Source organism: Rhodopirellula halodulae, from assembly GCF_020966775.1.
GTDB classification, from domain to species: domain Bacteria; phylum Planctomycetota; class Planctomycetia; order Pirellulales; family Pirellulaceae; genus Rhodopirellula; species Rhodopirellula halodulae.
Genome location: NZ_JAJKFV010000004.1, coordinates 1 through 25,142, shown reverse-complemented (window position 1 = coordinate 25,142; position 25,142 = coordinate 1). Strand labels below are relative to the sequence as shown.

The following is a 25,142-nucleotide window of genomic DNA, read 5'->3' as shown; positions in this document are numbered from 1 at the left end:
TGCGTGCTTGTGTGGTTTGGTTGCCTTCATGACCGCCGAGTTGCGAGCTGGTGATTCACCGAAACCGACCAACGCTGTCAGAAATTTTCTGCAAACCCATTGTGCGGATTGTCATGCGGATGGGGCTAGCGAAGGTGGGTTGGACTTGGATCGGTTGGGGGCAGATCTGAGTGATGCGGCTGTTTTGGATGTTTGGATTCGAATTCATGATCGCGTCCGAGATGGAGAGATGCCGCCGCCGGATGCGAGTTCCCTTTCCAAGTCGGATGCGCTGAAATTCGCGGATGCAATTCGAGGTCCGCTCGAGCAGGCACATGCGAAACAAAAGGCGACGGTGCTTCGGCGACTGAATCGACGGGAGTACGAGAACACGCTGAATGATCTGTTCGGCACGGAGGTCGAATTGGAATCGCTATTGCCCGCGGATGGACGTAGCCATGAGTTCGACAACGTCGGTGAAACGCTTGGGATCTCGATGGTGCATTTGGAACGTTATCTCAGTGCCGCCGACACCGTGTTGGATGCGGCGATCGCCAAGACGGTCGATGCACCAAAGCAACATCACATCGACACGCACTACGCGGAGACTCGCGAGGCCAAGACACATCTCGGCAAGGTGTGGAAACAGCTACCGGACGGTGCCGTCGTTTTCTATCAAGACTTTGGGTATCCCGATGGGATGTTGCGAACCAGCAGCATTCCGAAAGCGGGACGCTATCGCATCACGATCACCGGCTACGCTCATCAGTCAGACACACCCATCCCGTTTTACGTCGGTGCAAAAAGCTTTGCTCGCGGGAGTGAACGACCGACCTTGGGTTACTTCGACATGCCACCGCTTGGCGAAGACGGCGAGCCAACAACGGTCGAGCTGGAAGCATTCCTCGACGAGCGTTACATGTTGAACATCATTCCGTATGGATTGGTGGTTCGTGAGTACAACATTCGCCGCGACGGAGTGGATGGCTATGACGGTCCCGGTTTGGCCATCCGCAAAGTGACGTTGGATGGACCGATCCAGGAGTCCTTTCCATCACGCGGGCACCGACTGATCTTTGATGGGTGGCAACGCACCGAGATTGAGCCACATCCACCGTCGAAGCGAGAGAAGTCTTGGTACGTTCCGGAGTTTCAGCTTGGCAGCGAGGACGTGGATTCGGCCATGAAGGCGACTTTACGACGTGTTGCCGAGGCCGCGATGAGGCGTCGTGTCACCTCCACCGAACTGCAGCCCTATGTGCAGTTGTTTCATGCAGAATTGGACCGTGAATCCAACGATGAGCCATCGGCCCAAGCGGCCGATCCCGAGGAAGCGTTGCGGACGGCGGTGGCTGCCGTTTTGTGTTCGCCAGACTTCCTCTACTTTCGCGAACCGGAGGGAAGGTTGGATGATCATGCTTTGGCGGTTCGGTTGTCGTACTTTCTGAATCGCACATTTCCGGATGATTCGCTGCGAGCGGACGCGGATGCGGGCGGCTTGGTTGGCAATGCAAACGCCTTGATCAAACATGCGCGTCGACTGCTGAGTGATCCCAAGTCGACTCGTTTGGTGGAAGACTTCACCGATGCATGGTTGAACTTGCGGGACATGGATCAGACCAGTCCAGACCAAAAGCTCTTTCCTGAATTCGATACCTATCTGCGCGATAGCATGTTGGAGGAGACGCGGTCGTTTTTTGCCAAGTTGCTTCACGAAAATCGTCCGGTGACGGATTTGATCCAGCCTGACTTCGCGATGTTGAATCGTCGGCTGGCGGAGCACTACGGCATCGAAGGAGTCGAGCACGCGGACGTGCGACCTGTTGCCATCTCGAGAGATTCACTTCGAGGCGGTTTGCTCGGCCAAGCGAGCGTTTTGAAAGTCACCGCCAATGGCACCAATACATCGCCGGTGGTTCGTGGCGTTTGGGTGACCGAACGCTTGCTGGGCATTCATCCGGCACCACCGCCACCCGGAATTTCTGGAGTCGAACCCGATATTCGCGGTGCGGCGACGCTGCGGCAATTGCTGGATCGACATCGCGATGAAGATTCGTGTCGAGCTTGTCATGCGTTGATCGATCCGCCGGGCTTTGCACTTGAAAGCTTCAATCCAATCGGTGGTTGGCGTGAACGCTATCGCAGTTTAGGCGAGGGCGAACGAGTGGATCTGCAGGTCAAGAATCGTCGTGTGCAGTATCGGTTGGGGTTGCCCGTGGATGCTTCCGGAGAATTGCCGAGTGGTGAGTCCTTCGATGGTTTTCAAACGTTTCGACAGTACCTCGTCAGCCAACCGGACCAGTTGGCTCGTACCGTAATCACGAAGTGGCTGACGTTTGCGACGGGACGTGAAATGGGTTTTTCAGATCGAGCTGGGATCGATGCCCTGGTGGCTCGTTCCGCGAAAACCCACCATCGGTTTCGCGACATGTTGGAATTGGTGGTCACCAGTCAGATTTTTCAAACGAAGTGAACCCGGCCTTCGCCGCATCGCAACGTTCTCGATTCGCTTCAACCCTCCAGTCTTTCCGTTTCCTCGCATCGCGTCGTCCAACATTTCAGTGAAAGCTCATTCATGTTGATACCTTCTCGTGCCATGTCGCGTCGTCGAGTCTTGCGAACCGCGGGAGGGATGGCGATCGCGTTGCCGTTTTTTGAAGCCATGGGCCCAACGCTCGGTCAACAGGTTCTGGCTCGCGACAATGACGTGGAATCTACGCCGAAACGCTTCGTCGCCATCTGCGCTTCGCTCGGCTTTCATGGCGGACACTTGTTTCCGCAAACCGCCGGAAATGACTATGAGGCGACGCCTTATCTAGAACCGCTGATTCATCACCGAGACAAGTTCAGCTTGTTTTCGGGGCTTTCTCACCCGGAGCAGAACGGGAATAACGGCCACGCGTCCGAGTTGACTTGGTTGACCGCCGCGCGTCGTCCCGGTTTGGCCGGGTTTCGCAACACGGTGTCGCTGGACCAATTGATTGCCAGTCGCATTGGCTTGCAAACGCGGTTCCCCTACTTGGCATTGACGACCGGCGGGCAATCTCTGTCGTGGACTTCCAGTGGCGTGGAAATCCCGGCTCAACACTCGCCGTCGAAGTTGTTCACCGCGATGTTCGTCGATGGCAAGCCACACGAGGTGCAACAGGACTTGGATCGTCTGCGCCGCGGCCGAAGTGTGTTGGACACCGTTGGCTCACGAGCGAGGGCGTTGAAGCAGGAGCTTGGCAGTCGCGACCAGCGAAAGTTGGATGAGTATCTGAGTTCCATTCGCGATTTGGAAAGTCGTTTGCAGCAATCAGAGGGTTGGGTGAAACGCCCCAAGCCAAACGTGGACGCGGAACCGGTGGAAGACATCCACGACAAATCGCTGGCGATCGAGCGTCAACAATTGATGTATCGAATCATCGCGTTGGCGTTGCAAACCGATTCCACTCGCACGATCACCTTTCAATTGGCGGGACTGAATTCGGTTCCCCAAATCGAAGGCGTGCAAAGTGATTGGCATGGTTTGTCACACCACGGCAAAGACCCCGACAAAATCGCGGAACTGAAACGGATTGAACTGGCCGAGTGGAAAGCTTTTGCTGAGTTTTTGGATCAGTTGCAGTCAATCGAGGAAGGGACGCGAAGTTTGTTGGACCAAACGTCCGTGCTCTTCGGTTCCAACCTGGGCAATGCGAGTGCGCACGATTGGCGGAACTTGCCGATCCTGCTCGCCGGCGGCGGTTACCGACATGGCAGCTACGTGGCTCACGACGAGAGCAACAACACGCCGCTTTGCAATCTGTACGTTCAGTTGGCCCAGCGAATGGGCGTGGAAACGGACGCGTTTGGATCCAGCACCGCAGTCGGCATTCGCGGACTAGACGAATCGCCCGCGACTTGATGTTGCTTTGAGCGTAGGCCGGATCAAGGAACGAAGTGACGCCGATCCGGCAACGAGCTGCTGGCCGTCAAATGGAAGGTAGCTGAACTCCATCGATCAATCTCAAAGCCGTTGACGAGGTACGCGGCTTTCGCGGAACGAAAGGCGACACTTTGTCTTGGACGCCTGCAACGCCATCAGCAGCTGCGAAGCAACTGCTGTCTTTCAAAGCCACGGGACTCAAAGCCACGGGGCTCTCAAGACCACGGAAGACTCAGCGTCCGAGGTTCTTGTTCATGTTTGTTTTGTACTGTTCGACACCGGGTTGGCCGTAGGGGTTGATGCCCAGCAAGCGGCCTTCGATCACGGTGGCGATCATCAGCATCTGGAACAACTGACCCAGCACATGTGTGTCGATCTGGGGCAGGATGATGTCGGTCGTGGGACGCCCGTCCGCGTGCAAGGCATCGTTGGTTCCCTTGATCGCGGCGGCCATGATGTCTGGCAAGGTCTTCTCCGCGATGTCGTTCAGCGTGTCTTGGTTGCGGCTGCTGTGTCCGACGGCTAATGAATCGGTTCGCTGATTTTCAACGATCACATTGTTGAAGACTTTATCGTTGCGGCCTTGCTGGTGTTGTTGGTGGCGGCTGTGCAGGTCTCGGGTGTTCAGCGTGGTCAACGGTGTCACGCCTTTGCCTTCCTTGCCGTTGGATTCCGCGAGCAGTTGGTCGTACCACAATCCGACGGATTCCAAAGCTTTGCTCCAAACGCTCAACACGCGAATGGATTTGTCGCGGTGTTGCGAGAGCAGGTGGTTCACGGCGACGAATTGCAGCACCACGTTGTCGGCGTAATCGGCGGTTTTGAAGTGTTCGTTCATCGCCGAAGCACCCTCGAGCAGCTTCATGCAATCCAAACCGAGGAACGCGGCGGGGACCAATCCGACGGGCGACAGCACGCTGAAGCGACCGCCCACTCCATCGGGCACGCTGAAAATTTCATCGCAACCAATTTCCGTCGCGAGGTCGTGCAGTTTGCCACTTTCGCCGGTGACCGGAACGACCAATCGTGACAACCATTCGTCGGCTTTCTCGCCCAGTTCCGACTCCAGGTTGGCGAGGAATTGTCGGAATGCGACCGCGGTTTCCATGGTGCCGCCGCTCTTGCTGATCACGATGATCGCGTGACGTTTTTCAGCGTCGGTGTCGCCGTAGCCTCCTTCGCGAAGACGACGTAGCAGCGAGTCCGAGGCGTCGTTGTCGACGTTGTTGCCCTCGAAATACATCCGTGGTTTGCTGCCACGCGAGGCTCGGCTCATCTCGTTGTGATACGGGTCGCAGCATGCTTCCATCATCGCACGAGCGCCCATGTAGGAACCGCCGATGCCCAAGACCACGGCCGCGTCAATTTGATCGTGCAAACCGTTGGCGACCTTGAAAATCCGTCCCAATTCGGATTCTTCGCGTTTCTCGGCGTAGGCTTCCAGCAGCTCTTCGGGCAACCAAAAGAACCTGGCGTCCAAAGGTTGCTTGTCCGCGGGGACGTCGCCGGAGTCGTATTGCTGACGATCGGTTTCCACCATCTCGGTCCGAAGGGTTTCCATCTGGCCCTTCAAAGAATCAATTTGGGCCTGAGTGATTCCGTAGTCGTCATTGATGGATCCGGAAGCGTCGAAACGGAGCAAGCTCATGATGGGGCCCGTGTGAAATGTCTGAGAGTGAAGTGTCAGGGAGACAGCGAAATAAAGAAGTGACACGGCGGTGTCAATGCACGAAGATGATACTGAATCCCCACGGCATGGTCAGGGTGCCGACAGATGCACACGCAAGATTCAAATTTCAACTGCGATTGGCGCTGAGTTTGTCGTTGGATTCATCTCTGCGTGTCAACGTGTTGCGCAGCGGTGTTTGTTTGCAAGCATCGAAGCGGTTGGGGACGAGAAAAGATCGTATGCAAGCACTCAACAAAAATGCTTGCGAGCACCCTTCTCGGACAAGTAACATGAAGTGGTGTTGAACGATCGCTTGGCATGCTTGAGCGAGCGAGACGATCGACACCATGAAGTTCGTTACCGAACTGTTCTCTTCCAGGCGATTGCCTTTTCTTTCATTTTGGCGAGTCACTTCGAGATGATTCACTACACATGTGATCGATGTCGACAAGAAATTGACCCCACCCAAAGCTCTCGATACACCATCTTGATTGAGGTGCAACGATCGGAAGAAGAATGGAATGACGACGAAGCCATTGATCACTTGGATGCGTTACACCAAGCGATCGAAGCGGACGTCGCAGACGGTCATGATCTGCCTGAGATCATGGATCACGACATCGCGATGCCACGTGCGGAAACCGATGAAGATTGCTTGGGCGTGGAGGATCCGGCCGAGTTGCACGATGATTCGATTGCGACCGGCGAGGTGGTCACGCAGTCTTTCGATTTGTGCGAATCGTGCTATCGCCGTTACCGCAGCAATCCGCTGGGACGCGAACGCAACCTGAAGCTGCATTTCAGTGACAACTGAACGAATCGCCTGATGGGTACGCCTGATGGGGCGCTCGCGTGGAGCCGCGCCCGCGGGGATGCGGGATTGCAATTTGCTATAGCTTCGAGCTGTTTGAGTCGCTCAAGCTGCCTGAGACGATCAAGCCTTCTGGGCCATTCAGGGCTCAGTTCCCAAAGGGATCGTCGTTGGACGAATCATTGCTGCGACGAGTGTCACGCGTGGTCGCATTGTCTTCACCCTCGTCTTCACCAATGGACGGTTCCTCACCCAACATCCACTCGGCATTGACCGCAGCACTTCGCAATGCCGACAGGTTGGCCGGCAACTGACGGTCCATTCCCAACGCATCCACAAATTGCCAACGTTCCTTGGCTTTCATCTGCATGCGTTGTTCGCACTGCGTTAATCGATTCTCGAGCTTGATCAGATCGTTTTGGTAGCGTGCCAGCACTTCACGTGGGAAGGCTGACGCGCCGCGTTGGCGTGTGAGTTGATTCGAGACTCGTTCCACCTCATCCTTCAACTGGTTTCGAAGTTCCAGCAAGCCTTCGAGTTCGCGTTCGATTTCCATCAGCTTCTTACGTTGTTCAACGATGTGGCGAAGTGTTGTGGTCTGTTCTTCGTTCCACTTGTTTTCTGCGATCCAGGCTTGCAGTCGATCCAGCGAAACTTCGTGCCATCGTTGTGGATCTTTCTGTGTGTGTTGCTCACGGATAACCAGTTTTCGCGACTGACCATTGGCGAGATCAAAACGGAATCGAGTCCACTTGTCCGCGTTTTCGACGGTGACTGAATCGTCGTCCATGGCGACCATCTTGTATGGCTGTGGCGTTTCAGGTGACTCCAACAGAACGGTGCGATCGTCCCCGCTGCGGTTCAGGATGTCGTACCGAGTTTCTCGCTGGTGCAATGTTTCGATGGTGAGTCGGTGCAATTTGGAATCGAGCTGAATACTTTGTACCGTCGTTGAATTCTCAGTCGGATGCGGTGTCACACGGACGCCGCCATCCATCGCGTAGCCGACCAATCGCTTTGAGGCGGGACCGAGGTCCGGCAAGACGACTTCGCCGAGGATGGATCGCATCGCTTCGCCGGCCATCACGCTGAGCGGTCCCGATGGAAGCAACGCCGGAGTTTGGTTCTCCATTTCCAAACACAACAACGTTGCCGTCGGATGATACGACTGGCGGTAAACCGAGACATCGTCGATGGAAACGGGTTGGACCAGTGTATCCAACAGAGCTGTTTTGCCGTCTTTCAAGTCGACGTCTTCGAATTGCAATTCCAGCGTGCTACCCGCCGGAGCGTTGGACGTTTCGCTCATCGCTCGGCTGAGCGAGTCCCAACTTGCTTCGGGAGCAAAGCCAAAGTCTTCTTCGGTCGACGATCGACCGCGGGAGGCACCCAACGAACCACCACCCATGCCTCCCATTCCGCCGCCACCGCCCATTCCCATGCCCATATCCATTCCCATCATCATGTCGTCCATTCCGGCAGACGGTGCATCAGAACGACGAACGCGGCGACTGATTTTTCCAACGGTGGACTCTTGGTCCACTCCGCTGACACGGCCCAGCGTTTCGTTAAATTCAGGTGCCATGGCGACTCGCCGTGTTGGGCGAGCAAGTTGATTAAATTGGGTGCGAGCGATGGAACGCATGTCCATTGAAAACAGTACCGGGCTGCCGTCGATCAGGTTGAGTGAAACGCCCGACCAATCTTCCCCCGATGTGTTGTCAACGATGCTGCGGTGGATCAACTTGTCGCCTTCCACTCGGTAGCTGACTTTCCACATCGGGACTGATCGCATGACGCCGATGGAGACTTCTCTTTCAGGTCCATCTTCAAATACAAACTCCACTTCGTCCGTTCGCAGTTCGGCCGGTTGAGATTGCTTGCGAAGTGCTTCCTGCAGACGCATCCGAAAGGTTTCGTCCAGCGGTTCGATGGATTGGAAATCGTCCAGCCAAGTCGATTGCAACCCACTGTCAGTCAAGATCGTCACCATCTCGCGTTCGTAACGCTGTTCGCCTTCGATGGCTTGCCGTTGTTCCACCGCAATCAGAACGCCATTGAGTGACTTGCCGGTATGTTCCGTTGCGACCACACGGCGGCCTTTCATCGACACCAGCAAATCCCCGAGCGTTCGAATGCTTGGGAGTTGAACTTCGGGGATGACCGGGTCGCGTGGGGAAGCCATACGAATCTCACCGGCACCGGCCGAGTCATTCAAACGCGAAACTCGCAAGGCTTCGTTGAGTTCAAACTCGCCCACCGACACGGAATAGACGCCCGGTCCGTTGATGGTGCCGTGGTATTCAAACCAGCCTTTCCCAGCCGCGTGCAACGTGATCGATTTCAGTTGCAGTTCCACGGCGGGAATCGTGTCCGTCTTTTTATCCGCGATCGGTTCAACGGAAGTTGTCTCAGCCGCATCCGTACAACACGGCGAATAGGTGTTGCTTCCGAGGACCAATAGGGAGAATGCAAAACAGAGTTTTGGCAGCGAACCGAGAGCGGTCCGCGCGTGAGCGAAGCGTTTCATCGTGCGATTCCGAATGGGGATGAGAAGCATGCGAGCGAGACCGTGTCGGTTTCGCTCAAACTTGATTCTAAACCGTGAAGACTTAAAAAACTCGTTTTCACAACGCACGAGTGCGACGATTCTTAGGTCAGACTGCAAACGATTGATCACAAATGCTGGCCCAATTCGCGACTCAGGAAGACTTGGCTTCCGTGGCGGCTTCGTCTTTCAGTTCCTTGAAACGGGCTCGCATCTCCTGCAGTTTCGCCGCGTGGGCTGAATCGTTGGCCAAGTCCTTTTCTTCATGGGGATCGGTCGCGATGTGGAAGAGTTGTTCGCGATCGAACTCGGGCCAGTAGAAATACTTCCATTCCTTGCGAACCAACGCTTCGGATCGAGGAATGAAATTCTTGTCGCGAATCGTTGGGTGCTCGTAATAGAACTCCTCTCGCCATGGTTTCGATTTCTCTCGATCGCCGGCGTAGAGATCCGCTAGATCACGGCCTTGCATGGAGCTTGGCGTCTGCATGCCCACCGCGCTGAGGATGGTCGGTGCCAAGTCGACGCTGAGCGTGAAGTCCTCGTTGGTGGTGCCGTGCAAGTCTTTGTTCATGCGAGGATCGCGAATGATCAAGGGCACGCGGATGCTTTCTTGATGCGGGTACCATTTGTCGGCCAAGCCATGTTCGGCGTGGTAGTAACCGTTGTCCGTCGTGAAGATCACCAACGTGTTGTCCAGCACGCCTTGGGACCGAAGTTCACGCAGGATGCGTCCGCAGGTGGAATCGACTTCCGTCGCGAGGCGGTAGTAGTTCTTCATCATGATTTGATACTTCTCCGGAGTATCAAATCGCCAGTGATAACGGTTGCGTCCCTCATTGGCTTCGTTCGCAACGAACTCGGGCAACCGATGAAACGACTCATCGTTAGCGTTGTCCGGAACGGGGATCTCAACGTCTTGGTAGAGCGACATGCTCTCCGGTTGAGGCAGAAATTGAAGCGGGCTGCGATCTTCCGCGTGCGTGGCAAAGAAAGCGACGGTCAAGCAGAACGGTTGATCCTTTGGCCGAGAATCCAAGAACTCCAATGCATCATTTTCGTTGCGCTGGGTCACGTGGACTTTGGAACCATCGGGCATCTCGAACCAATGGCGTCCGTAGTACGAGCGACCAAAGTCAAACTGCTCGGCGGGAAACTTGCCGTTGTGCCATTTGCCAACGTGACCGACGTAGTAACCGTTGTCGCGAAGGACGCCAGGATAGGTTTGCTCCCAGGGAGTTTTGAACGCACTGAATCCATTGCATCCGTGCGACGCCATCCATTGTCCTGTGAACAGACACGCACGGCTGACACCGCAGATCGCGGTTGTGACGCAGTTTTCTGTGAATCGCATTCCTTGCGAGGCAAGCTTGTCCAAGGTGGGGGTTTGCACGATGGGATTGCCCGCCACGCCCAGCGTGTCGTGACGCCAATCGTCGGCATACAAAACCAAAACATTCATCGGGCGTTCGCTAGCCTTCGTTTCGGCAGCAGGCTCGGCGGCGAAAGCACTGAAACCGCTCCCGACCAAAGCAAACGTCAAGCAAAAGCAAATCAAACGGTTGCAAACGGGCAAAGAGAACGCGAACGATCCCTTGTTGATCCAAGGTGCAGACATGGTGTTCTTGAGAAGAAGGTGGGAATCAGGGGGACGTGACACACGAGTGTGATCAGTCGAGATAGAGTAGCAGCTTCGAATGGTTCAGTTGAACTTTTTCACGTGAGAGCATGAATGCCAAATTTGTCCCCACATCCGCACCCCACTGATTTTGAAAAGCTCCGAACGATGACGTGCCAAATGATCATGCGAGTGGCTCTCGCCGCATATGCGATCGCTTGTTTGGAAGCGTGCGTTTCGGTGGAAGCGTTTGCGGAGGAATCGGCCCAGCCCAACGTGTTGATTCTTTACGCGGATGACTTGGGCTTCGGCGATCTGAACATCCAGAATGCGGATTCGAAAATTCCAACTCCCAACCTGGACCAATTGGCTCGCGAAGGAATGCGGTTCACGGATGGGCATTCCTCCTCAGGGATATGCACGCCGAGCCGCTATGCACTGCTGACCGGTCGCCATCACTGGCGCGAATTTCATGGCATTGTGAATGCGTTTGGTGAGTCCGTCTTTGCCGATGAACAGCTCACGATGGCAGAGATGTTTCAACAACAAGGTTATCGAACGGCAGCCATTGGGAAGTGGCACTTGGGGTGGGATTGGGACGCGATCAAGAAGCCAGATGCAAAGACGTTCGGCGAGGGCAAGAAGAAAGGGTACGGTCCGGACGCCTTTGATTGGTCCAAGTCGATTCCCGATGGGCCATTGGATCATGGGTTCGATTCGTACTTTGGTGACACCGTGATCAACTTTCCGCCGTATTGCTGGATCGAAAATGATCGAGTGGTGAAGGCTCCCGATACGATCATGGACACGGCCAAGTGGAAGCCAATCAAAGAAGGCAATTGGGAATGTCGCCCTGGTCCAATGACGTCCGATTGGGATCCCTACCAGAACATCCCAACGACCACTCGGCGGGGAGTGGAGTTCATCACATCGCAAGCGGAGACCGATCAACCGTTCTTTTTGTACTTCGCCTTTCCGTCACCTCATGCACCCATCATTCCCAACGATGAATTCGATGGTCGATCGGGTGCCGGGCCGTATGGGGACTTCGTTTGCGAAACCGATGATGCATGTGGGCAGTTGTTGCGTGCCTTGGATCGATCCGGACAACGCGACAACACCATCGTGATCTTCACCGCGGACAATGGTCCCGAACGTTACGCCTACGCTCGAGATGAGAAGTTTGACCATTGGTCGTCGCAGCCATTTCGAGGGCTCAAACGCGACTTGTACGAAGGCGGCCACCACGTGCCGTTTTTGATTCGCTGGCCTGGCGTGACCGAACAAGGATCGGTGTGTGACGCCTTGGTTTCCCAAGTCGACTTGTACGCAACGTTGGCGGAAGCGTTGTCGTTTCAGGTGCCGGAGGGGCAGGCTCATGATTCGAAGAGTTTGATGCCCTTGTTGAAGAATGCCAAGCAGAAACACCGCCAATCGTTGGTGCAGAATACTCGTCAAGGAGAATACGCGTTGCGGGATGGCGATTGGTTGTTGGTGGATGCGAAAAGCGGTTATGTCAGCGGTCGCGATAAAGCTTGGGAAGCTAAACGGCAAGTCCCCTCCGATGACAAGCAACCTCACGAGCTCTACGACCTTTCCGTCGACATTGGCCAACGAGACAACGTCGCCGCGGAGTACCCTGAAAAAGTCGCTTCGATGAAGCAGTTGCTCACCCGAATCCGAGAAGACGCCTACCCGGAGTAAGCCGGTTCAACGCGTTGGATGTCACCCCTCCGGGGTTCCGCATTATATATCTCCTACCGACACCCGGGGTTTCACCCCGGGTTAGCACATGTCCTCGCTCCGCGAGTGATGGATCGCGTCGGTTGGTGGGAGTAGGTGCATCCTGAGGGTACTGCAGTCGCGGAGCGACGGTATGAGATAGCCTGGGGTGTCAACCCCAGGTGCAGTTGGCAGGCAATTTCAGCAAGCCCCAGAGGGGCGGTATCCCAAAGCAACGGCTCTTGAACATGCCATCAACCCACGCAAACATTTTGCTCCACGCGGTGTTCAGCACCAAGAATCGCTTTAAACTCATCCGAGACGATTGGCAAGACGAGTTATTTGCCTACATCGGTGGTACGCTTCGGGAACACAAAGCGAACCTCGTAAAAGCTGGCGGCGTGGAGGATCACGTTCATCTGCTGTTCCAATCGCATCCGTCGTTTGCGATCGCTGACACACTTCGGCTGATCAAAGCCAATTCGTCAAAGTGGATCAACGAACAGCGAAAGGTACCCGCGAAATTTCAATGGCAAACGGGCTACGGCGTTTTCTCCGTCAGTCAATCCGTGAAGGCAGCGGTTTCGCGATACATCGATCGTCAGCGTGAGCATCACGCCAAACAAAGCTACGAGTCTGAGTTCTTGCAGTTGCTCGATCTCCACTGCGTCCAGTACCGCAAGGAATTTGTGTTTGATCAAGAACTCCACGGTTGACACCTACCCGCATTCCTTTCAATGCAAGGCCGGGTTTGTTACGCGAACATGGTTATTCCGCGAGGCGGCGGAGTTGTTCGTTGGCGGCACCGGAATCGATGGCTTCGGCGGCGAGCTGGACGCCTTGTGGGAGCGTTTGGACTTTGCCGACCAACTGCAAGGCCGCGGCACAGCCCGCCAAGACCGTGTCGCGGTGAGGTCCGGGCGAGCCAGCGAAAAGGTTGCGGATAATCTCGGCTGACTCGGGCGGGTCGGCGGCGGCCAAGGCGGTTTGATGCACCGGCGTCAGACCAAAATCGCTGGGCGTCCAAGTGTGGTCGGATTGCGTGCCGGGGGCGACTTCCATGCAGTGCGTCGAACCGTCGAGCGAGACTTCGTCTTGGCCGTCTTCCGCATGCAACACATAGCTTCGCTGCGTGTCCAGTTGAGCGAGCGCGGCCGCGATCTTGGTTTGCGTATCTGGTGACGAGGTTCCAAGCAATTGATGGGTGGCACCGGCTGGATTGCAAAGTGGTCCCAGCAAATTGAAGAGTGTGGGCACCGCCAGTTTTCGACGAACCGACACCACGTGTCGCATCGCCGGATGCAATTTCGCAGCAAAGCAAAAGCAGACACCAATGTCGTTCAATCGTTTGGAGACCTGTTCAGGCTCCGATTCAATTCTGACGCCCAGGCATTCCAGCACATCGGCTGATCCCGTGCGGCTGGTCGCTTTGCGATTGCCATGTTTTGCCACCGCGACGCCGCAGGCGGACGCGAGGATTGCGACGGCAGTTGAAATGTTGAAGGTTCCCGAACCGCTGCCGCCGGTGCCGCAGGTGTCCAGCAACACTTCGTGGTCGTGATCGATCCGAGTCATGTGTTGACGCATCGCTCGAGCCGCGCCGACCAACTCGCTGACCGCCTCGCCTTTTTCGCGAAGGGCCAACAGGAATTGCCCGACCTCGTCTTCGTTGGCGGTGCCTTGCAACATCAAGTCGATCAGCGAACCGGTTTGCTCGGCTGACAAGTCCTTGCCCGACTGAGCCCACTCGATGGCACCGGAGAATGAAAGCGGCGAATCAGCGGAAACAGAATCAGGCATCGGATCAGAAACGCGAAAAGCGGAAGGAAGCGGGACGAGCATGCTTGACACGCATGCTTCATCGATGGGGCGATGTCGAACTTGCAACTTCGGATTTGCAGCGATCGACAACGGTGATCGAGATTGGCGTGCGAAATGAAAGTGTAGTCTGCCGCGACGAACCGTCGCGACCCACCACCGCTCAACGTTCGTGGTCCAGCACCCTCTGGCTTCGTTGGTTTGCGGAGGCGATTCTTCCCGCGAAGTCGGCTTTCGTTTGGACGACATTCCACTGACGTTTGAGCAAGCATCGCCAGCTGGAAGGGTCTCGCCCGAGTCACTCGAAGAACCTAAACTGATGGGATGAGCAGAAAGATCATCATCGACTGTGACCCGGGCATCGACGACGCCGTGGCGATCACCATGGCTTTGTTTGACCCTCGTTTGGATGTGGTTGCGATCACGCCGACCGCTGGCACCGTGGATGCGGAGCAGGCCAACACCAACGCGATGGGGATCATTGATCAGCTCGATCCCGCACGCTATCCGCAAATCGGAACAGCTGCGGTCCCCAACGATCCACCGATGCTGGACGACAGCCATTTGAACGGGCCGGATGGTTTGGCCGGTTACAACTTTCCGTCGGCCACTCGCCAAAACGACCATTCCAGTGACAAGCTGATGGCGGACTTGATCCGTCGGCATCCGGGTGAAATCACGGTGGTTTGTTTGGGGCCGCTGACAAACTTGGCTCGTCTGTGTCGCATGGACCCGTCGGTTCTGCCGTTGATTGACAAGGTCGTGATCAGCGGCGGCGCGGTTTCGCACAGCGGCAATGCGACGGCCGTGTCGGAGATGAATTTCTTCTTTGATCCCGCCAGTGCCAAACAGGTTTTCGCTTCCGCGACGACGAAGAGCTTGGTGCCTTTGGACGTGACCGATGGCGTTACGTTTGGAGTCGACTTGTTGGAAAAGTTGCCAGCCGAAACGACGCGGGCGGGCAAGTTGCTTCACAAAATCTTGCCGTACAAGTTCCGGATCTCGCATCAAAAACTCGGTCGCGAAGTCATTCCCTTGCAAGACGCCACGGCTATCATCGCGGTCAGCGAGCCTGAGTTGTTTCAGTGGGAGGACATGGCGGGTGACGTAGAAGTCAACGGAGCGCTGACGCGAGGCATGACCGTTTTCGATCGACGCTTGCGTCCGGAATGGAGTGTCAACATGGAAGTCGCGCGGCGCGCCAGTGTCGCCGATGTTCGCGACGCGATTGTTCGAAGCATTCGTTACGCCGGCCAGCAAACTCGTTGAAGCGTTTGGCAAACAACCCGCTGAACTTGCTCGGTCGATCATTGATGAACCCGCAAGTCGCTCTCACCCCAGGATGGCTCGGTTGATAGCCGCGGAATCATGACCTGGATGATGTTGGCGTTGGTGTCGGCGGCGCTCCTGGGCGTTTATGACTTGGCGAAGAAATTGGCGGCTCGCGAAAATGCGGTGCCGATGGTGTTGTTCGCCAGTGCGTGCGTTGGTGTTGGAATTTGGGGACCGCTGTTGTTGTCGCAGCGTTTGCTTGGCGAAGCGTTCCCCATTGATTTCTTGATGGTTCAACCGCTGAGCTGGACCGACCATGCCATGCTGTTTGCCAAAAGCGTGCTGGTCGGAGCGTCCTGGACGTTGGCTTTGTTTGCGTTGAAGCATTTGCCGTTGTCGATTGCCGCGCCGATCCGGTCGACCAGTCCCGTGTGGACCATCGCCATCGCCATTGCAGCACTGGGCGAACGTCCCAGCAGTGTGCAGTGGATGGGGATCGCCATCGTGATCGTGTCGTTTTGGATCTTTTCGACGATTGGCCGTTCCGAAGGGATACGATTCACCACGGATCGGTGGGTCGGATGCATGTTGGTGGCGACTTTGTTGGGAGCGTTTAGCTCGATCTACGACAAATTCTTACTGCAAAAAGGTGGATATTCACCAGCAACGGTTCAGGCGTGGTTTACCCTTTACATGTTGCCGGTGATGACGCCTTTGGCGATTCATTGGGCACGGCAACGACGGTTGATCGCCGAGTCGGGAACTGATGAGCGTCCTGTCGCGTCTAAGTTTGAGTTCCGGGCGGCCGTTTGGTGCATCAGTCCTTTGCTGTTGGCAGCTGATTTGGTGTACTTCACAGCGCTGGCGAACCCGGAGGCCATGGTATCTGTCGTTTCAACGCTGCGGAGATGCAGTGTCGTTGTCGCGTTAGTTCTTGGAGCGTCACGTTTGGGCGAAGTGAACCTTCGACGCAAAGGTTTTTGCGTTGCGGGGATTTTGTTCGGCGCGGCGTTGATCTTGTCGGGGAAATAGGCTGCTTCAGCGGCCTTCACTGGTAATCCCTCATCCCATGCTCTTTTTTAGCGATCGACGAACAACGTATTCACAGTCAAGCTAGACTTTAACGCTTGAAGTAAGAGCGTCCCGGCGAACAATGTTGGTTGCTGGATGATGTTTGGTGACAAGGAAGCCGCCGCAACGGTTTAAATGGTATGCCTGCAACCACTCGCTACGAACCTGTTCCGACGATCACGTATCTCGGGGAGGAATCCAACCAAAGTGACCCCAAGCTGGTTTCTCGCTACGACGACCTGACTCGTCGTCGCAAGATGAACTGGACCGGTCACTATCACCTGCGTCGTATGTTAGGACGCGGTGGTCAAGGCGAGGTCTATTTGACAGAGCACCGTGGCACGGATGGCTTCACCGTTCCCGTGGCGATGAAGATCTTTTCGCCGGAACGATTTCCCGACGCTCGGACGTACGACGACGCCATGCAGCGAATCGCGTCGATCGCGGCTCGCATCGCGCTGATTCAGCACGACAACCTGTTGGACGTTCAGAACTTTTTCGAACGTGACCGCATTCGCGTGATGTTGATGGAATGGGTCGACGGCTATGACCTTCGTCAATTGGTCATGCCAAAGTGTTTGGAATTATTGCGTGATCACATCACGCCCAAACGCTGGAAGTACATCAACGACGTCATCATCACCGAAGGCCCGGAACAGTCTCGATTCAAACCCGGTGTGGCCGTGGCGATCGTGCGAGAATGCTTGGCCGCGTTGGCCGCACTGCATCGTGACGGCATTGTTCACGGGGATGTGAAGCCCGCGAATATTATGCTGAAACGCAGCGGGCACACCAAATTGATCGACATGGGTTCGTCCATCGACTACCGGAATCCGCCCAAAGATCGAGAGTGCACGCCTCTTTATGCGGCTCCGGAAGTGCTGGACAATTTGGACGCCACTCCGCGAAGTGATTTGGCCAGCGTGGGATATGTGTTGATCGAGTTGTTGGCTGGTTTCAATCCATTCAACAACACGAAGAATCTTGGCGAATTGCTGCAAGCCAAACGTGAATTGCCGATGAATCTGGAACGGATTCTTCCGGAAGAGGTGCTTCGCAACGCGTTGCTCATGAATTTTTTACGTGGCCTGATTGCCCCGGATCCAACGCTGCGTTTCGTTAGTGCGGAAGCCGCGGAGCATGTGGAACAGGGGGCAGCGGCATTCCATCGACAGCTAATCATTGGCAATATGTCGACGGAATACGACAATGACATTCGTTTGTGGTTGGAAGAGTTGCGTCGGTTGGAAAACGACTGACGGCTTCCGACCCGATCGGAACGCCTCCAACCAACCCCAAGACAAACTTCATGGACAATGCCCATTTGAGGCTAGCCGTCGAAGCCGCTCGCGCCGGAGCGGTTGAGTTGATGGCCCGACGCGATGATCGCGTCGTGCGTGAGAAAGCCCCCAAAGATCTGGTCACCGATGCTGACCTGGCGTCGCAAAAAGCCATTCGCGAAATTTTGACGCAGGGGCATCCTGACTATGCCTTTGTCGGCGAAGAAGAAGGCGAAAACGATCCGCCGGCCAGCGTCTTGGCTGGCGACAGCGATGCACCACCGTGCTGGGTCGTCGATCCGTTGGACGGAACGGTCAACTACGTCCATCAACTACAGAGCTTCGCGGTTTCGATTGGTCTGTACTCCGCGGGCAAAATGCGATTGGGCGTGATCTACGATCCCACTCGCGATGAGATGTTCACGGCCGTCGATGGCCAAGGAGCTTTCTGCAACGAGAAGCCAATCAGCAGCAGTGATTGCACGCAGTTGGACGAGAGCTTGATCGCGTGCAGCTTTCGAGCGGGCGTGACGGGCGATTCCCCTGAGGTCACTCGGTTCGTCAAGGTGCTGGAACGTTGTCGGTCGCTGCGACGACTGGGATCGTGTGCACTGAATATGTGTTACGTCGCCGCGGGGCGTTTGGATGGGTACTGGGCGACCAACGTTGCAGCGTGGGATTCCGCAGCGGGGACCGTGATCGCTCGCGAAGCCGGTGCCGTGTTGGAAGGGTACGGCGGCGAAGCGTTTGATGATTGGAACCCAAAGTTTTGTGTTTCCGCCACGCCTGAATTGCAATCGCGACTCACCGAGCAATTGAGTGGCACATGATCATCGATCCCAATGAAGTCAGCATCAGCGCGGTCTACGAATCGATGGTCGCGTTGATCACGCCGCGTCCCATTGCGTGGGTCTCCACGCTTTCGCCGGACGGGATTGCGAATTTGGCGCCGTACAGTTTCTTTGGTGGTGTGGGAGCCAATCCACCGACGGTGATGTTTTGTCCGGTCAACCGATTGGATGGGACTGCCAAAGACACGCTCGCAAACGTTCGAGCCAACGGTCAGTTTGTGGTCAACGTCGTGACGGAAGAGTTCGCCGAATCGATGAAGCAAACCGCGGCGGAGGTGCGAGCCGATGAGGACGAGTTTGTCTTGTCCGGTTTGCAAAAAGCTCCTTCGGAGAAAATCGCTGTGCCTCGCGTCGCGGACGTTTTGGCGGCGATGGAATGTGAAGTGATCACGTCGATGCAGTTGGGACCCGGTCGTGGTGGAGCCAACTTGGTCGTCGGACGGATCGTTTCGTTTTATGTCGCCGATTCGGTGACCGGTGAAAACGGCTTGCCCGACCCAGAACGCATTTTCACGATCGGACGCATGGGGGGCCCACGCTACACGCGAACTCGAGATCGCTTTGAGTGACCCCATGCACGCACCCCTGCGGGGTGTGAAGTCTATTGGTTTGGAGCAATTCCAGGTTGGTAGTAAACTGGGCTTTCCCACCGCCCCACCCAACCTTTCTCCTTCCCGGGTAACTTGATGAACTGGAACGTTCTCGCGTCCTGCCTCTTGAGTGGATGGTTTGTCACCTCGCTACTCACTCCGGCTCCGCTTTCTGCGGACGAGCTATCGGCGGACAGCTCCGACACGAAGTCGACCGTGAACTTTGGGCGTGACATCCGACCCATTTTGTCGGATCACTGTTTCGCGTGTCACGGACCGGATGAGCACGATCGCCAAGCCGGCGTGCGATTGGATTCGGCCGATGGCATCGCGGATGTGATCGACACGGATGACCATGAGGCGAGCTTGTTGATCGAACGCATCGTCACCGACGATGAAGACATGATCATGCCGCCAACGGAATACCACAAACCGTTGTCAGAAACTCAGGTCGCGTTGCTGAAACGTTGGATTGCCGAAGGGGCACCTTACGAATCCCACTGGGCGTTCTCCACACCGCAGCGCAAGCCCGTTCCTGGGGCGGAATCGTCGGACTCGGATCGCATTGATCAGTGGATTTTGGCGGGAGTGAAATCGTTGGGTTTGTCGCCGGCGGGGAAAGCCGACCGGCGCACGTTGGCTCGTCGGGTATCGCTGGATTTGACCGGTTTGCCGCCAACGTTAGAGCAGGTCGAAGCGTTCGTGAAAGATTCGTCACCGGACGCCTATGAAAACTTGGTCGATGAACTGTTGGCCACTCCGGACTACGGCGAGCACATGGCTCGGTACTGGTTGGACCTTGTGCGTTACGGCGATACACACGGGCTGCACCTGGACAACTATCGCGAAATGTGGCCGTACCGTGATTGGGTTATCGAAGCGTTCAATCAAAACATGCCATTTGATGAGTTCATCACCAAGCAGTTGGCCGGTGACTTGTTGGACGAGTCTGACGAAGCGCAGTCGCTCAAGAACAAGATCGCCAGCGGTTTCAACCGATTGAACGTGACGACCAACGAAGGTGGATCCATCTACGACGAGGTATTCGCTCGCAACGTCAGCGATCGGACGGATTCGTTTGGAACGATCTTTCTCGGGCTGACGACAGGTTGTGCGGTTTGCCACGACCACAAATTCGATCCCATCACGCAGAAAGACTACTACGCTCTGTCAGCCTATTTCAATTCGTTGGATGGCCGAGCGATGGACGGCAACGCGAAGGATCACGCGCCTGTGATTCGTGTTCCTTCGGAGGAGCAATCAGCCGAACTGACGCAACTCGCATCTGATCTGGCCGAACTGGATCGCGAACTTGCAGGGCCGCTGCCGGAAGTCGACGCTGCACAACTGGAATGGCAGCGTTCGCTTTCAGAGTCGGAGGATTCCTTGCAGGTCAAGTTGCATCCATCGGAAGTCAGCACGACGCAAGGCGGCAAAGCCAAGGTCAATGACGATGCTTCGGTGGAGTGGGAAGGCACACCGCCCGCGAAAGACGTGATGCAAATCGTTTCACCGCTTTCCGATGGGCCGTGGAAGGTGTTGCAGTTGCACGCTCACACCGACAAAGACCATCCACGTGTTGGAACGGCGTCCAATCAGAACGCGGTGTTGAGCGAAATCAAAATCGAGACCCGTCCGAATTCGGACGCTGAATGGACCGCTCTCAAAATTCGATCCGCACGAGCCAACGTCGAGCAATCCGGCAAAGAGTTCGCGATCAGCAACGCCATCGACGGCAAGATCGACGCGACAACCGGATGGGCGGTCGCGGGGCATCAGCAAACCGGCGATCGGACCGCTTGGTTTGAAATTCCCGATTTGAAAAATTACGTTGAATCACCCGACGCACAGATCCGAGTCTCGTTGCACTACGAATCGGTTCACGTGGCTCACATGCTTCGCAAAGTGACGTTGTCGCTGAACAGCTCGATGGGGCAATTGCCGGCTGACCAGCAAATTGTCTTGGGCGAAGTTCACTTGGTGGGACCGTTGCCAATTCAGAACGCGGGCGATGGTCTCAAGAACGCATTCGCTGGCGAAGACAAAAACGAGTTTGATGCATCGAAAGTCGTGACGCATAGCGATCGCGAATTTCAGTGGCAGCATCACGCGGACGTGGTTGCGATCCTGCCCAACACGTTGCCGGCGGATGATGAGCAGCCTTCCGTCACGGTGCTTCATCAAATCGTCCGGTCACCATCGGATCAAAAGGTCGAACTGATGATTGGTTGCGACGATGGCGGCGTGGTTTATTTGAACGGCAAAGAAGTCGCGAAACAGAATCTTGGCAAGCAAGAGAGTGACACGTTCAAACCGCTCGCGAAACGGCATTCGCTGGACTTGAAGAAGGGAGACAACCACCTCTTCATTCGCCATGTGAATCGCCAGGGCCCCGCCAAGGTGACTTATGCGATCAAGTCACCCGCCATGCAGTTCTCCGATGCGTTGAAGGATCGACTCGCCAAGGTGGACGTTCGTGATGAATCCGAACAGGCACTCGATTGGCAGTCCGCACAGGTTTTCTATCGCGAAATCGTTTGCGATCATCCTCGTTGGCAGGCATTGCAAGACATGCGAGACGGCATGATTGCGATGCGGGACAAGGTCAACGGCCAAATCGCCACCACGTTGGTTTGGAAAGAAACGTCCAAACCTCGCGACGCATTCATCTTGCAGCGTGGCCTGTACGATTCACCGGGAGACAAGGTCGAACGAGCCACGCCGGGTTTCTTGCCGGAGTTCCCGGAGGACGCACCGAACGATCGTTTGGGTTTGGCCAAGTGGTTGTTGCGGGACGATCATCCATTGACGTCACGGGTGGCCGTGAACCGGTTCTGGCAACAATTGTTCGGCCAAGGGTTGGTCAAGAGCAGCGAAGACTTTGGCAGCCAAGGTCACCAACCCACGCATCCGGAGTTGCTGGATGAACTTGCAATCGACTTTCGCGAAAGCGGATGGAATGTCAAAGAACTGATGAAGCGTTTGGTGATGACGGAGGCTTATCAACGGGATGCCACCGCAACCCAGCGGATGTTGGCTGTTGATCCGAACAATCAATTCTTTGCTCGCGGTCCTCGGTTCCGTCTGGATGCGGAAACGCTTCGTGATCAGTTGCTATCGGTCTCCGGGCGTTTGGTGACCAAACGTGGCGGCCCGAGTGTGAAACCACCTCAGCCTGCTGGATTGTGGGAAGCCGTCGGGTACACGGACAGCAACACGGCCAACTTTGTCGCGGACGAAGGTGACAAGACACTGCGTCGCAGCGTTTACACGTTTTGGAAACGCACGAGTGCTCCCGCCGTGATGTCCACGTTTGACGCACCCAGTCGTGAATCATGCACGGCACGACGAGAGCGGACCAACACTCCGATGCAGGCGTTGTTATTGCTGAACGAAACGCAGGCCATGGATGCAGCTCGCGCGATGGCCGAGCAAGTCATCTCGTTGCCGACTCCGGATCCATCGGATTGGGAAGCCAATTCGCGAGAGCGACTGCGTTCGGTCTTTCAACGCGTGACGCTGCGTCCGATTGAGACCAGCGAGCTACGTGCTTTGGAAGCACTGCTGACAGATCTGACGGAACACTACACCGTTCAATTGGAGGAAGCTCGAGCGTTGGTTGGATCACCCAACCCGGATTGGGCAGCTTGGACGGTCGTCATGAATACACTTTTGAACTTGGACGAGGTGGTTTGTAAATGAGTCGCTCAGAATTCCCTTGCGAAGATTGGAACTCAATCATGCAATCGCCGTTGATGTCGTCAGTTCTTCAAGAACGCATGCAGCATTTGACTCGGCGTTCGTTGTTCTCCAGTGCCGCAGCGGGGCTTGGTGCCGCGGCACTGGCCAGCATGCCAGGAATGTCGAAGGCGGCGGACAGTCAAACTGTTTCGATCGACACGCCTCCGACGCCGGTTCCGAATGCCGGTGTGCCTGGACAACCCGGATTGCCGCACCACGAACCCGCGGCGAAACGCGCGATCTATCTGTTTATGTCAGGTGCACCCAGCCAGATGGACATGTGGGACCACAAGCCGACCATGGCGGAATGGTTTGACAAGGATTTGCCAGAGTCCATCCGGCAAGGCCAACGATTGACCACCATGACCAGCGGGCAGGCTCGTTTCCCGATCGCACCCAGCATCTACAAGTTTGCGCCGCATGGCGCCAACGGGACGATGGCCAGCGAGTTGATTCCGCACATGGCCAAAAAGGTCGATGAAATTGCTTTGGTCAAATCGATGTACACCGAAGCGATCAACCACGATCCGGCGATCACGTACATCTGCACGGGAAACCAGTTGCCGGGCAAGGCATCGTTGGGTTCTTGGTTGTCATACGGTTTGGGAACCGAGAACGAGGACTTGCCCGCGTTCTTGGTCATGACCGCTTCTTGGACCGGGCGAAAACAAGCTCAGGCTCTTTACAATCGATTGTGGGGCAGTGGTTTTTTGCCCAGCAAGTACCAAGGCGTCGCGCTGCGCAGCAGCGGCGACCCGGTGTTGTATTTGTCGAACCCCAACGGCATCGATTCGGGGGTCCGTCGGCGGATGCTGGACACGCTTGCGGAACTCAATCGCAACACGCTCGATCGTTTGCATGATCCGGAAACCGAGGCTCGTATCGCGCAGTACGAGATGGCGTTCAAGATGCAGACCAGCGTTCCTGAGTTGACGGATCTCAGCGATGAACCGCAACACGTTCTGGATCTGTATGGTCCCGATGTGACCAAGCCGGGGACGTTTGCGAATTGCTGTTTGATGGCGCGGCGGATGGCGGAACGCGGCGTTCGCTTCACCCAGATTTTTCATCGCGGTTGGGATCAGCATGGCGCTTTGCCAAAGGACCTTCCCAATCAATGCCGCGACACCGATCAACCGTCGGCTGGCTTGCTCACTGATTTGAAGCAACGTGGCTTGCTGGATGACACGTTGGTGGTTTGGGGCGGCGAGTTTGGACGCACGATCTATTGCCAAGGCAAACTGTCAAAGACCAACTACGGTCGCGACCACCATCCGAAGTGTTTCTCCATTTGGATGGCCGGAGCCGGCATTAAGCAAGGCGTTGTGCATGGGGAAACGGACGAGTTCAGCTACAACATCGTCCGCGACGGGGTGCACATTCGTGATTTGAACGCGACGATTTTGAACCAGATGGGAATCGACCACGAGCGATTCACGTACCCCTTCCAGGGATTGGATCAGCGACTCACCGGTGTCGAAGAGGCACGGGTGGTCAACGAGATATTGGCCTGATGGTTCGAAGCTGAATTGTTCAGCTCAAACGATCAGATGCGAAAGCGGTCGCCGCGCAGGCATAAGAAGCCGAACAGTACGGAAGCGACTGACAGCAGCATCCATTGAAATTTGGTCAGGTGGGTGAAGTAATGTTCGAACTCCCACCAACAATCCCAGAAGTAATCAACGATTGAAAAGGCGAGCAAGAAAGCGTCCATATCGGAACTCCCATTTGCATCCAGGTGTTTCACGAGCTAGGTGCATTCAAAGCTAGTTCGAACCCCACCGCGCGGACAACAAACTCTGGCGTTGGAACGCAGAAAGTCCGAGATGCGATTTTCCCGCAAGGTTTGATCGTTAGAACCGGCAGGATTGGACGCCCCAAGATGCCCACCAAACAAAATTTTGTGGGACGCCTCAGACCGGCCTTGCAACCAATCCGAGCATGGATATACTCCAGCCCATCACAACGGAGATGACACTTTCTTCATCTTGTTGCGAGCATTTGAAGAAGATTGAAACGAGTTTGACTCGGTTGAAATCAGCCTCAATGAGGCGCGGTAGCTCAATTGGTTAGAGCCCCGGACTGTCGATCCGGAGGTTGCGGGTTCGAGTCCCGTCCGCGTCGCTTTTCTAAAAAAGCCCAGCTCATTTGAGCTGGGCTTTTTTTGGTTTGCCCAGCGAAGCTGGCAACCCCAGTCGGTGCTTGCCACCGACCAAGCCCTGTTCATGGGGAATTGAATCCGATTCGCAAGGGCGTCGTTGG

Annotated in this window: 17 protein-coding genes and 1 tRNA gene; 13 read left to right on the top strand and 5 right to left on the bottom strand. The window is 55.8% G+C overall.

Features of this window, described 5'->3' with window-relative positions; all coding sequences use genetic code 11:
• The first annotated feature begins 28 nt into the window (after positions 1-28).
• Both LOC70_RS04005 and LOC70_RS04000 read left to right on the top strand, forming a co-directional pair.
• Positions 29-2,452 (top strand): DUF1592 domain-containing protein, encoded by a 2,424-nt coding sequence (locus LOC70_RS04005; RefSeq protein ID WP_230251995.1) that lies wholly within the window; start codon positions 29-31, stop codon positions 2,450-2,452.
• A 102-nt stretch (positions 2,453-2,554) separates the two neighbouring features.
• Positions 2,555-3,868 carry a DUF1552 domain-containing protein gene (locus tag LOC70_RS04000; RefSeq protein WP_230251994.1) on the top strand — a complete coding sequence of 438 codons (1,314 nt, stop codon included), beginning with the start codon at positions 2,555-2,557 and terminating at the stop codon, positions 3,866-3,868.
• Positions 3,869-4,121: 253 nt separating this feature from the next.
• Here the strand turns inward: LOC70_RS04000 and LOC70_RS03995 are convergent, their stop codons facing one another.
• Positions 4,122-5,537 (bottom strand): glucose-6-phosphate isomerase, encoded by a 1,416-nt coding sequence (locus LOC70_RS03995; protein ID WP_230251993.1) that lies wholly within the window; start codon positions 5,535-5,537, stop codon positions 4,122-4,124.
• Between the two features lie 439 nt (positions 5,538-5,976).
• On the opposite strand from LOC70_RS03995, the gene LOC70_RS03990 reads away from it, so the two are divergent.
• Positions 5,977-6,372 carry a hypothetical protein gene (locus LOC70_RS03990; protein ID WP_230251992.1) on the top strand — a complete coding sequence of 132 codons (396 nt, stop codon included), beginning with the start codon at positions 5,977-5,979 and terminating at the stop codon, positions 6,370-6,372.
• A gap of 145 nt (positions 6,373-6,517) precedes the next feature.
• Here the strand turns inward: LOC70_RS03990 and LOC70_RS03985 are convergent, their stop codons facing one another.
• Both LOC70_RS03985 and LOC70_RS03980 read right to left on the bottom strand, forming a co-directional pair.
• Positions 6,518-8,899, bottom strand: coding sequence for a hypothetical protein (locus LOC70_RS03985; RefSeq protein WP_230251990.1), 2,382 nt, complete (start codon positions 8,897-8,899; stop codon positions 6,518-6,520).
• A gap of 172 nt (positions 8,900-9,071) precedes the next feature.
• Positions 9,072-10,535 carry a sulfatase family protein gene (locus LOC70_RS03980; protein WP_230251988.1) on the bottom strand — a complete coding sequence of 488 codons (1,464 nt, stop codon included), beginning with the start codon at positions 10,533-10,535 and terminating at the stop codon, positions 9,072-9,074.
• A gap of 168 nt (positions 10,536-10,703) precedes the next feature.
• On the opposite strand from LOC70_RS03980, the gene LOC70_RS03975 reads away from it, so the two are divergent.
• Positions 10,704-12,239 (top strand): sulfatase family protein, encoded by a 1,536-nt coding sequence (locus tag LOC70_RS03975; RefSeq protein WP_390888996.1) that lies wholly within the window; start codon positions 10,704-10,706, stop codon positions 12,237-12,239.
• Positions 12,240-12,505: 266 nt separating this feature from the next.
• Positions 12,506-12,973, top strand: coding sequence for an IS200/IS605 family transposase (gene tnpA / locus LOC70_RS03970; RefSeq protein ID WP_230251985.1), 468 nt, complete (start codon positions 12,506-12,508; stop codon positions 12,971-12,973).
• A 52-nt stretch (positions 12,974-13,025) separates the two neighbouring features.
• Here the strand turns inward: tnpA and trpD are convergent, their stop codons facing one another.
• Positions 13,026-14,057, bottom strand: a complete 1,032-nt coding sequence (gene trpD, locus LOC70_RS03965; RefSeq protein WP_315857202.1) for an anthranilate phosphoribosyltransferase — start codon at positions 14,055-14,057, stop codon at positions 13,026-13,028.
• A 342-nt stretch (positions 14,058-14,399) separates the two neighbouring features.
• On the opposite strand from trpD, the gene LOC70_RS03960 reads away from it, so the two are divergent.
• From LOC70_RS03960 to LOC70_RS03930, 7 genes are all read left to right on the top strand, one after another.
• Positions 14,400-15,344, top strand: coding sequence for a nucleoside hydrolase (locus LOC70_RS03960; RefSeq protein WP_230251981.1), 945 nt, complete (start codon positions 14,400-14,402; stop codon positions 15,342-15,344).
• A gap of 99 nt (positions 15,345-15,443) precedes the next feature.
• On the top strand, positions 15,444-16,379 hold the full coding sequence (locus tag LOC70_RS03955) for an EamA family transporter (protein ID WP_230251980.1): 936 nt from the start codon (positions 15,444-15,446) through the stop codon (positions 16,377-16,379).
• 179 nt (positions 16,380-16,558) lie between these two features.
• Positions 16,559-17,677 carry a serine/threonine-protein kinase gene (locus LOC70_RS03950; protein WP_230251979.1) on the top strand — a complete coding sequence of 373 codons (1,119 nt, stop codon included), beginning with the start codon at positions 16,559-16,561 and terminating at the stop codon, positions 17,675-17,677.
• A gap of 50 nt (positions 17,678-17,727) precedes the next feature.
• Positions 17,728-18,528 carry an inositol monophosphatase family protein gene (locus LOC70_RS03945; RefSeq protein WP_230251978.1) on the top strand — a complete coding sequence of 267 codons (801 nt, stop codon included), beginning with the start codon at positions 17,728-17,730 and terminating at the stop codon, positions 18,526-18,528.
• Complete coding sequence (locus LOC70_RS03940; protein WP_230251977.1) at positions 18,525-19,118, top strand: flavin reductase family protein; 594 nt, start codon at positions 18,525-18,527, stop codon at positions 19,116-19,118. Before LOC70_RS03945 ends, LOC70_RS03940 begins: the two co-directional genes overlap by 4 nt.
• A 117-nt stretch (positions 19,119-19,235) precedes the next feature.
• Complete coding sequence (locus LOC70_RS03935; RefSeq protein WP_230251976.1) at positions 19,236-22,841, top strand: PSD1 and planctomycete cytochrome C domain-containing protein; 3,606 nt, start codon at positions 19,236-19,238, stop codon at positions 22,839-22,841.
• A gap of 53 nt (positions 22,842-22,894) precedes the next feature.
• Complete coding sequence (locus LOC70_RS03930; RefSeq protein WP_230251975.1) at positions 22,895-24,394, top strand: DUF1501 domain-containing protein; 1,500 nt, start codon at positions 22,895-22,897, stop codon at positions 24,392-24,394.
• Positions 24,395-24,426: 32 nt separating this feature from the next.
• Here the strand turns inward: LOC70_RS03930 and LOC70_RS03925 are convergent, their stop codons facing one another.
• A complete protein-coding gene (locus tag LOC70_RS03925) occupies positions 24,427-24,627 on the bottom strand; it encodes a hypothetical protein (RefSeq protein ID WP_230251974.1) in 201 nt (66 codons plus the stop codon).
• Between the two features lie 303 nt (positions 24,628-24,930).
• On the opposite strand from LOC70_RS03925, the gene LOC70_RS03920 reads away from it, so the two are divergent.
• A tRNA-Asp gene (locus LOC70_RS03920) sits at positions 24,931-25,004 on the top strand.
• Positions 25,005-25,142 lie beyond the last annotated feature (138 nt).

What these genes read in the sequence shown, in the direction of transcription:
- LOC70_RS04005 (WP_230251995.1), top strand. Translation starts at nt 29, where the DNA reads ATGACCGCCGAGTTGCGAGCTGGTGATTCACCGAAACCGACCAACGCT.
- LOC70_RS04000 (WP_230251994.1), top strand. Translation starts at nt 2,555, where the DNA reads ATGTTGATACCTTCTCGTGCCATGTCGCGTCGTCGAGTCTTGCGAACC.
- LOC70_RS03995 (WP_230251993.1), bottom strand. Translation starts at nt 5,537, where the DNA reads ATGAGCTTGCTCCGTTTCGACGCTTCCGGATCCATCAATGACGACTAC.
- LOC70_RS03990 (WP_230251992.1), top strand. Translation starts at nt 5,977, where the DNA reads ATGATTCACTACACATGTGATCGATGTCGACAAGAAATTGACCCCACC.
- LOC70_RS03985 (WP_230251990.1), bottom strand. Translation starts at nt 8,899, where the DNA reads ATGAAACGCTTCGCTCACGCGCGGACCGCTCTCGGTTCGCTGCCAAAA.
- LOC70_RS03980 (WP_230251988.1), bottom strand. Translation starts at nt 10,535, where the DNA reads ATGTCTGCACCTTGGATCAACAAGGGATCGTTCGCGTTCTCTTTGCCC.
- LOC70_RS03975 (WP_390888996.1), top strand. Translation starts at nt 10,704, where the DNA reads ATGACGTGCCAAATGATCATGCGAGTGGCTCTCGCCGCATATGCGATC.
- tnpA (WP_230251985.1), top strand. Translation starts at nt 12,506, where the DNA reads ATGCCATCAACCCACGCAAACATTTTGCTCCACGCGGTGTTCAGCACC.
- trpD (WP_315857202.1), bottom strand. Translation starts at nt 14,057, where the DNA reads ATGCCTGATTCTGTTTCCGCTGATTCGCCGCTTTCATTCTCCGGTGCC.
- LOC70_RS03960 (WP_230251981.1), top strand. Translation starts at nt 14,400, where the DNA reads ATGAGCAGAAAGATCATCATCGACTGTGACCCGGGCATCGACGACGCC.
- LOC70_RS03955 (WP_230251980.1), top strand. Translation starts at nt 15,444, where the DNA reads ATGACCTGGATGATGTTGGCGTTGGTGTCGGCGGCGCTCCTGGGCGTT.
- LOC70_RS03950 (WP_230251979.1), top strand. Translation starts at nt 16,559, where the DNA reads ATGCCTGCAACCACTCGCTACGAACCTGTTCCGACGATCACGTATCTC.
- LOC70_RS03945 (WP_230251978.1), top strand. Translation starts at nt 17,728, where the DNA reads ATGGACAATGCCCATTTGAGGCTAGCCGTCGAAGCCGCTCGCGCCGGA.
- LOC70_RS03940 (WP_230251977.1), top strand. Translation starts at nt 18,525, where the DNA reads ATGATCATCGATCCCAATGAAGTCAGCATCAGCGCGGTCTACGAATCG.
- LOC70_RS03935 (WP_230251976.1), top strand. Translation starts at nt 19,236, where the DNA reads ATGAACTGGAACGTTCTCGCGTCCTGCCTCTTGAGTGGATGGTTTGTC.
- LOC70_RS03930 (WP_230251975.1), top strand. Translation starts at nt 22,895, where the DNA reads ATGTCGTCAGTTCTTCAAGAACGCATGCAGCATTTGACTCGGCGTTCG.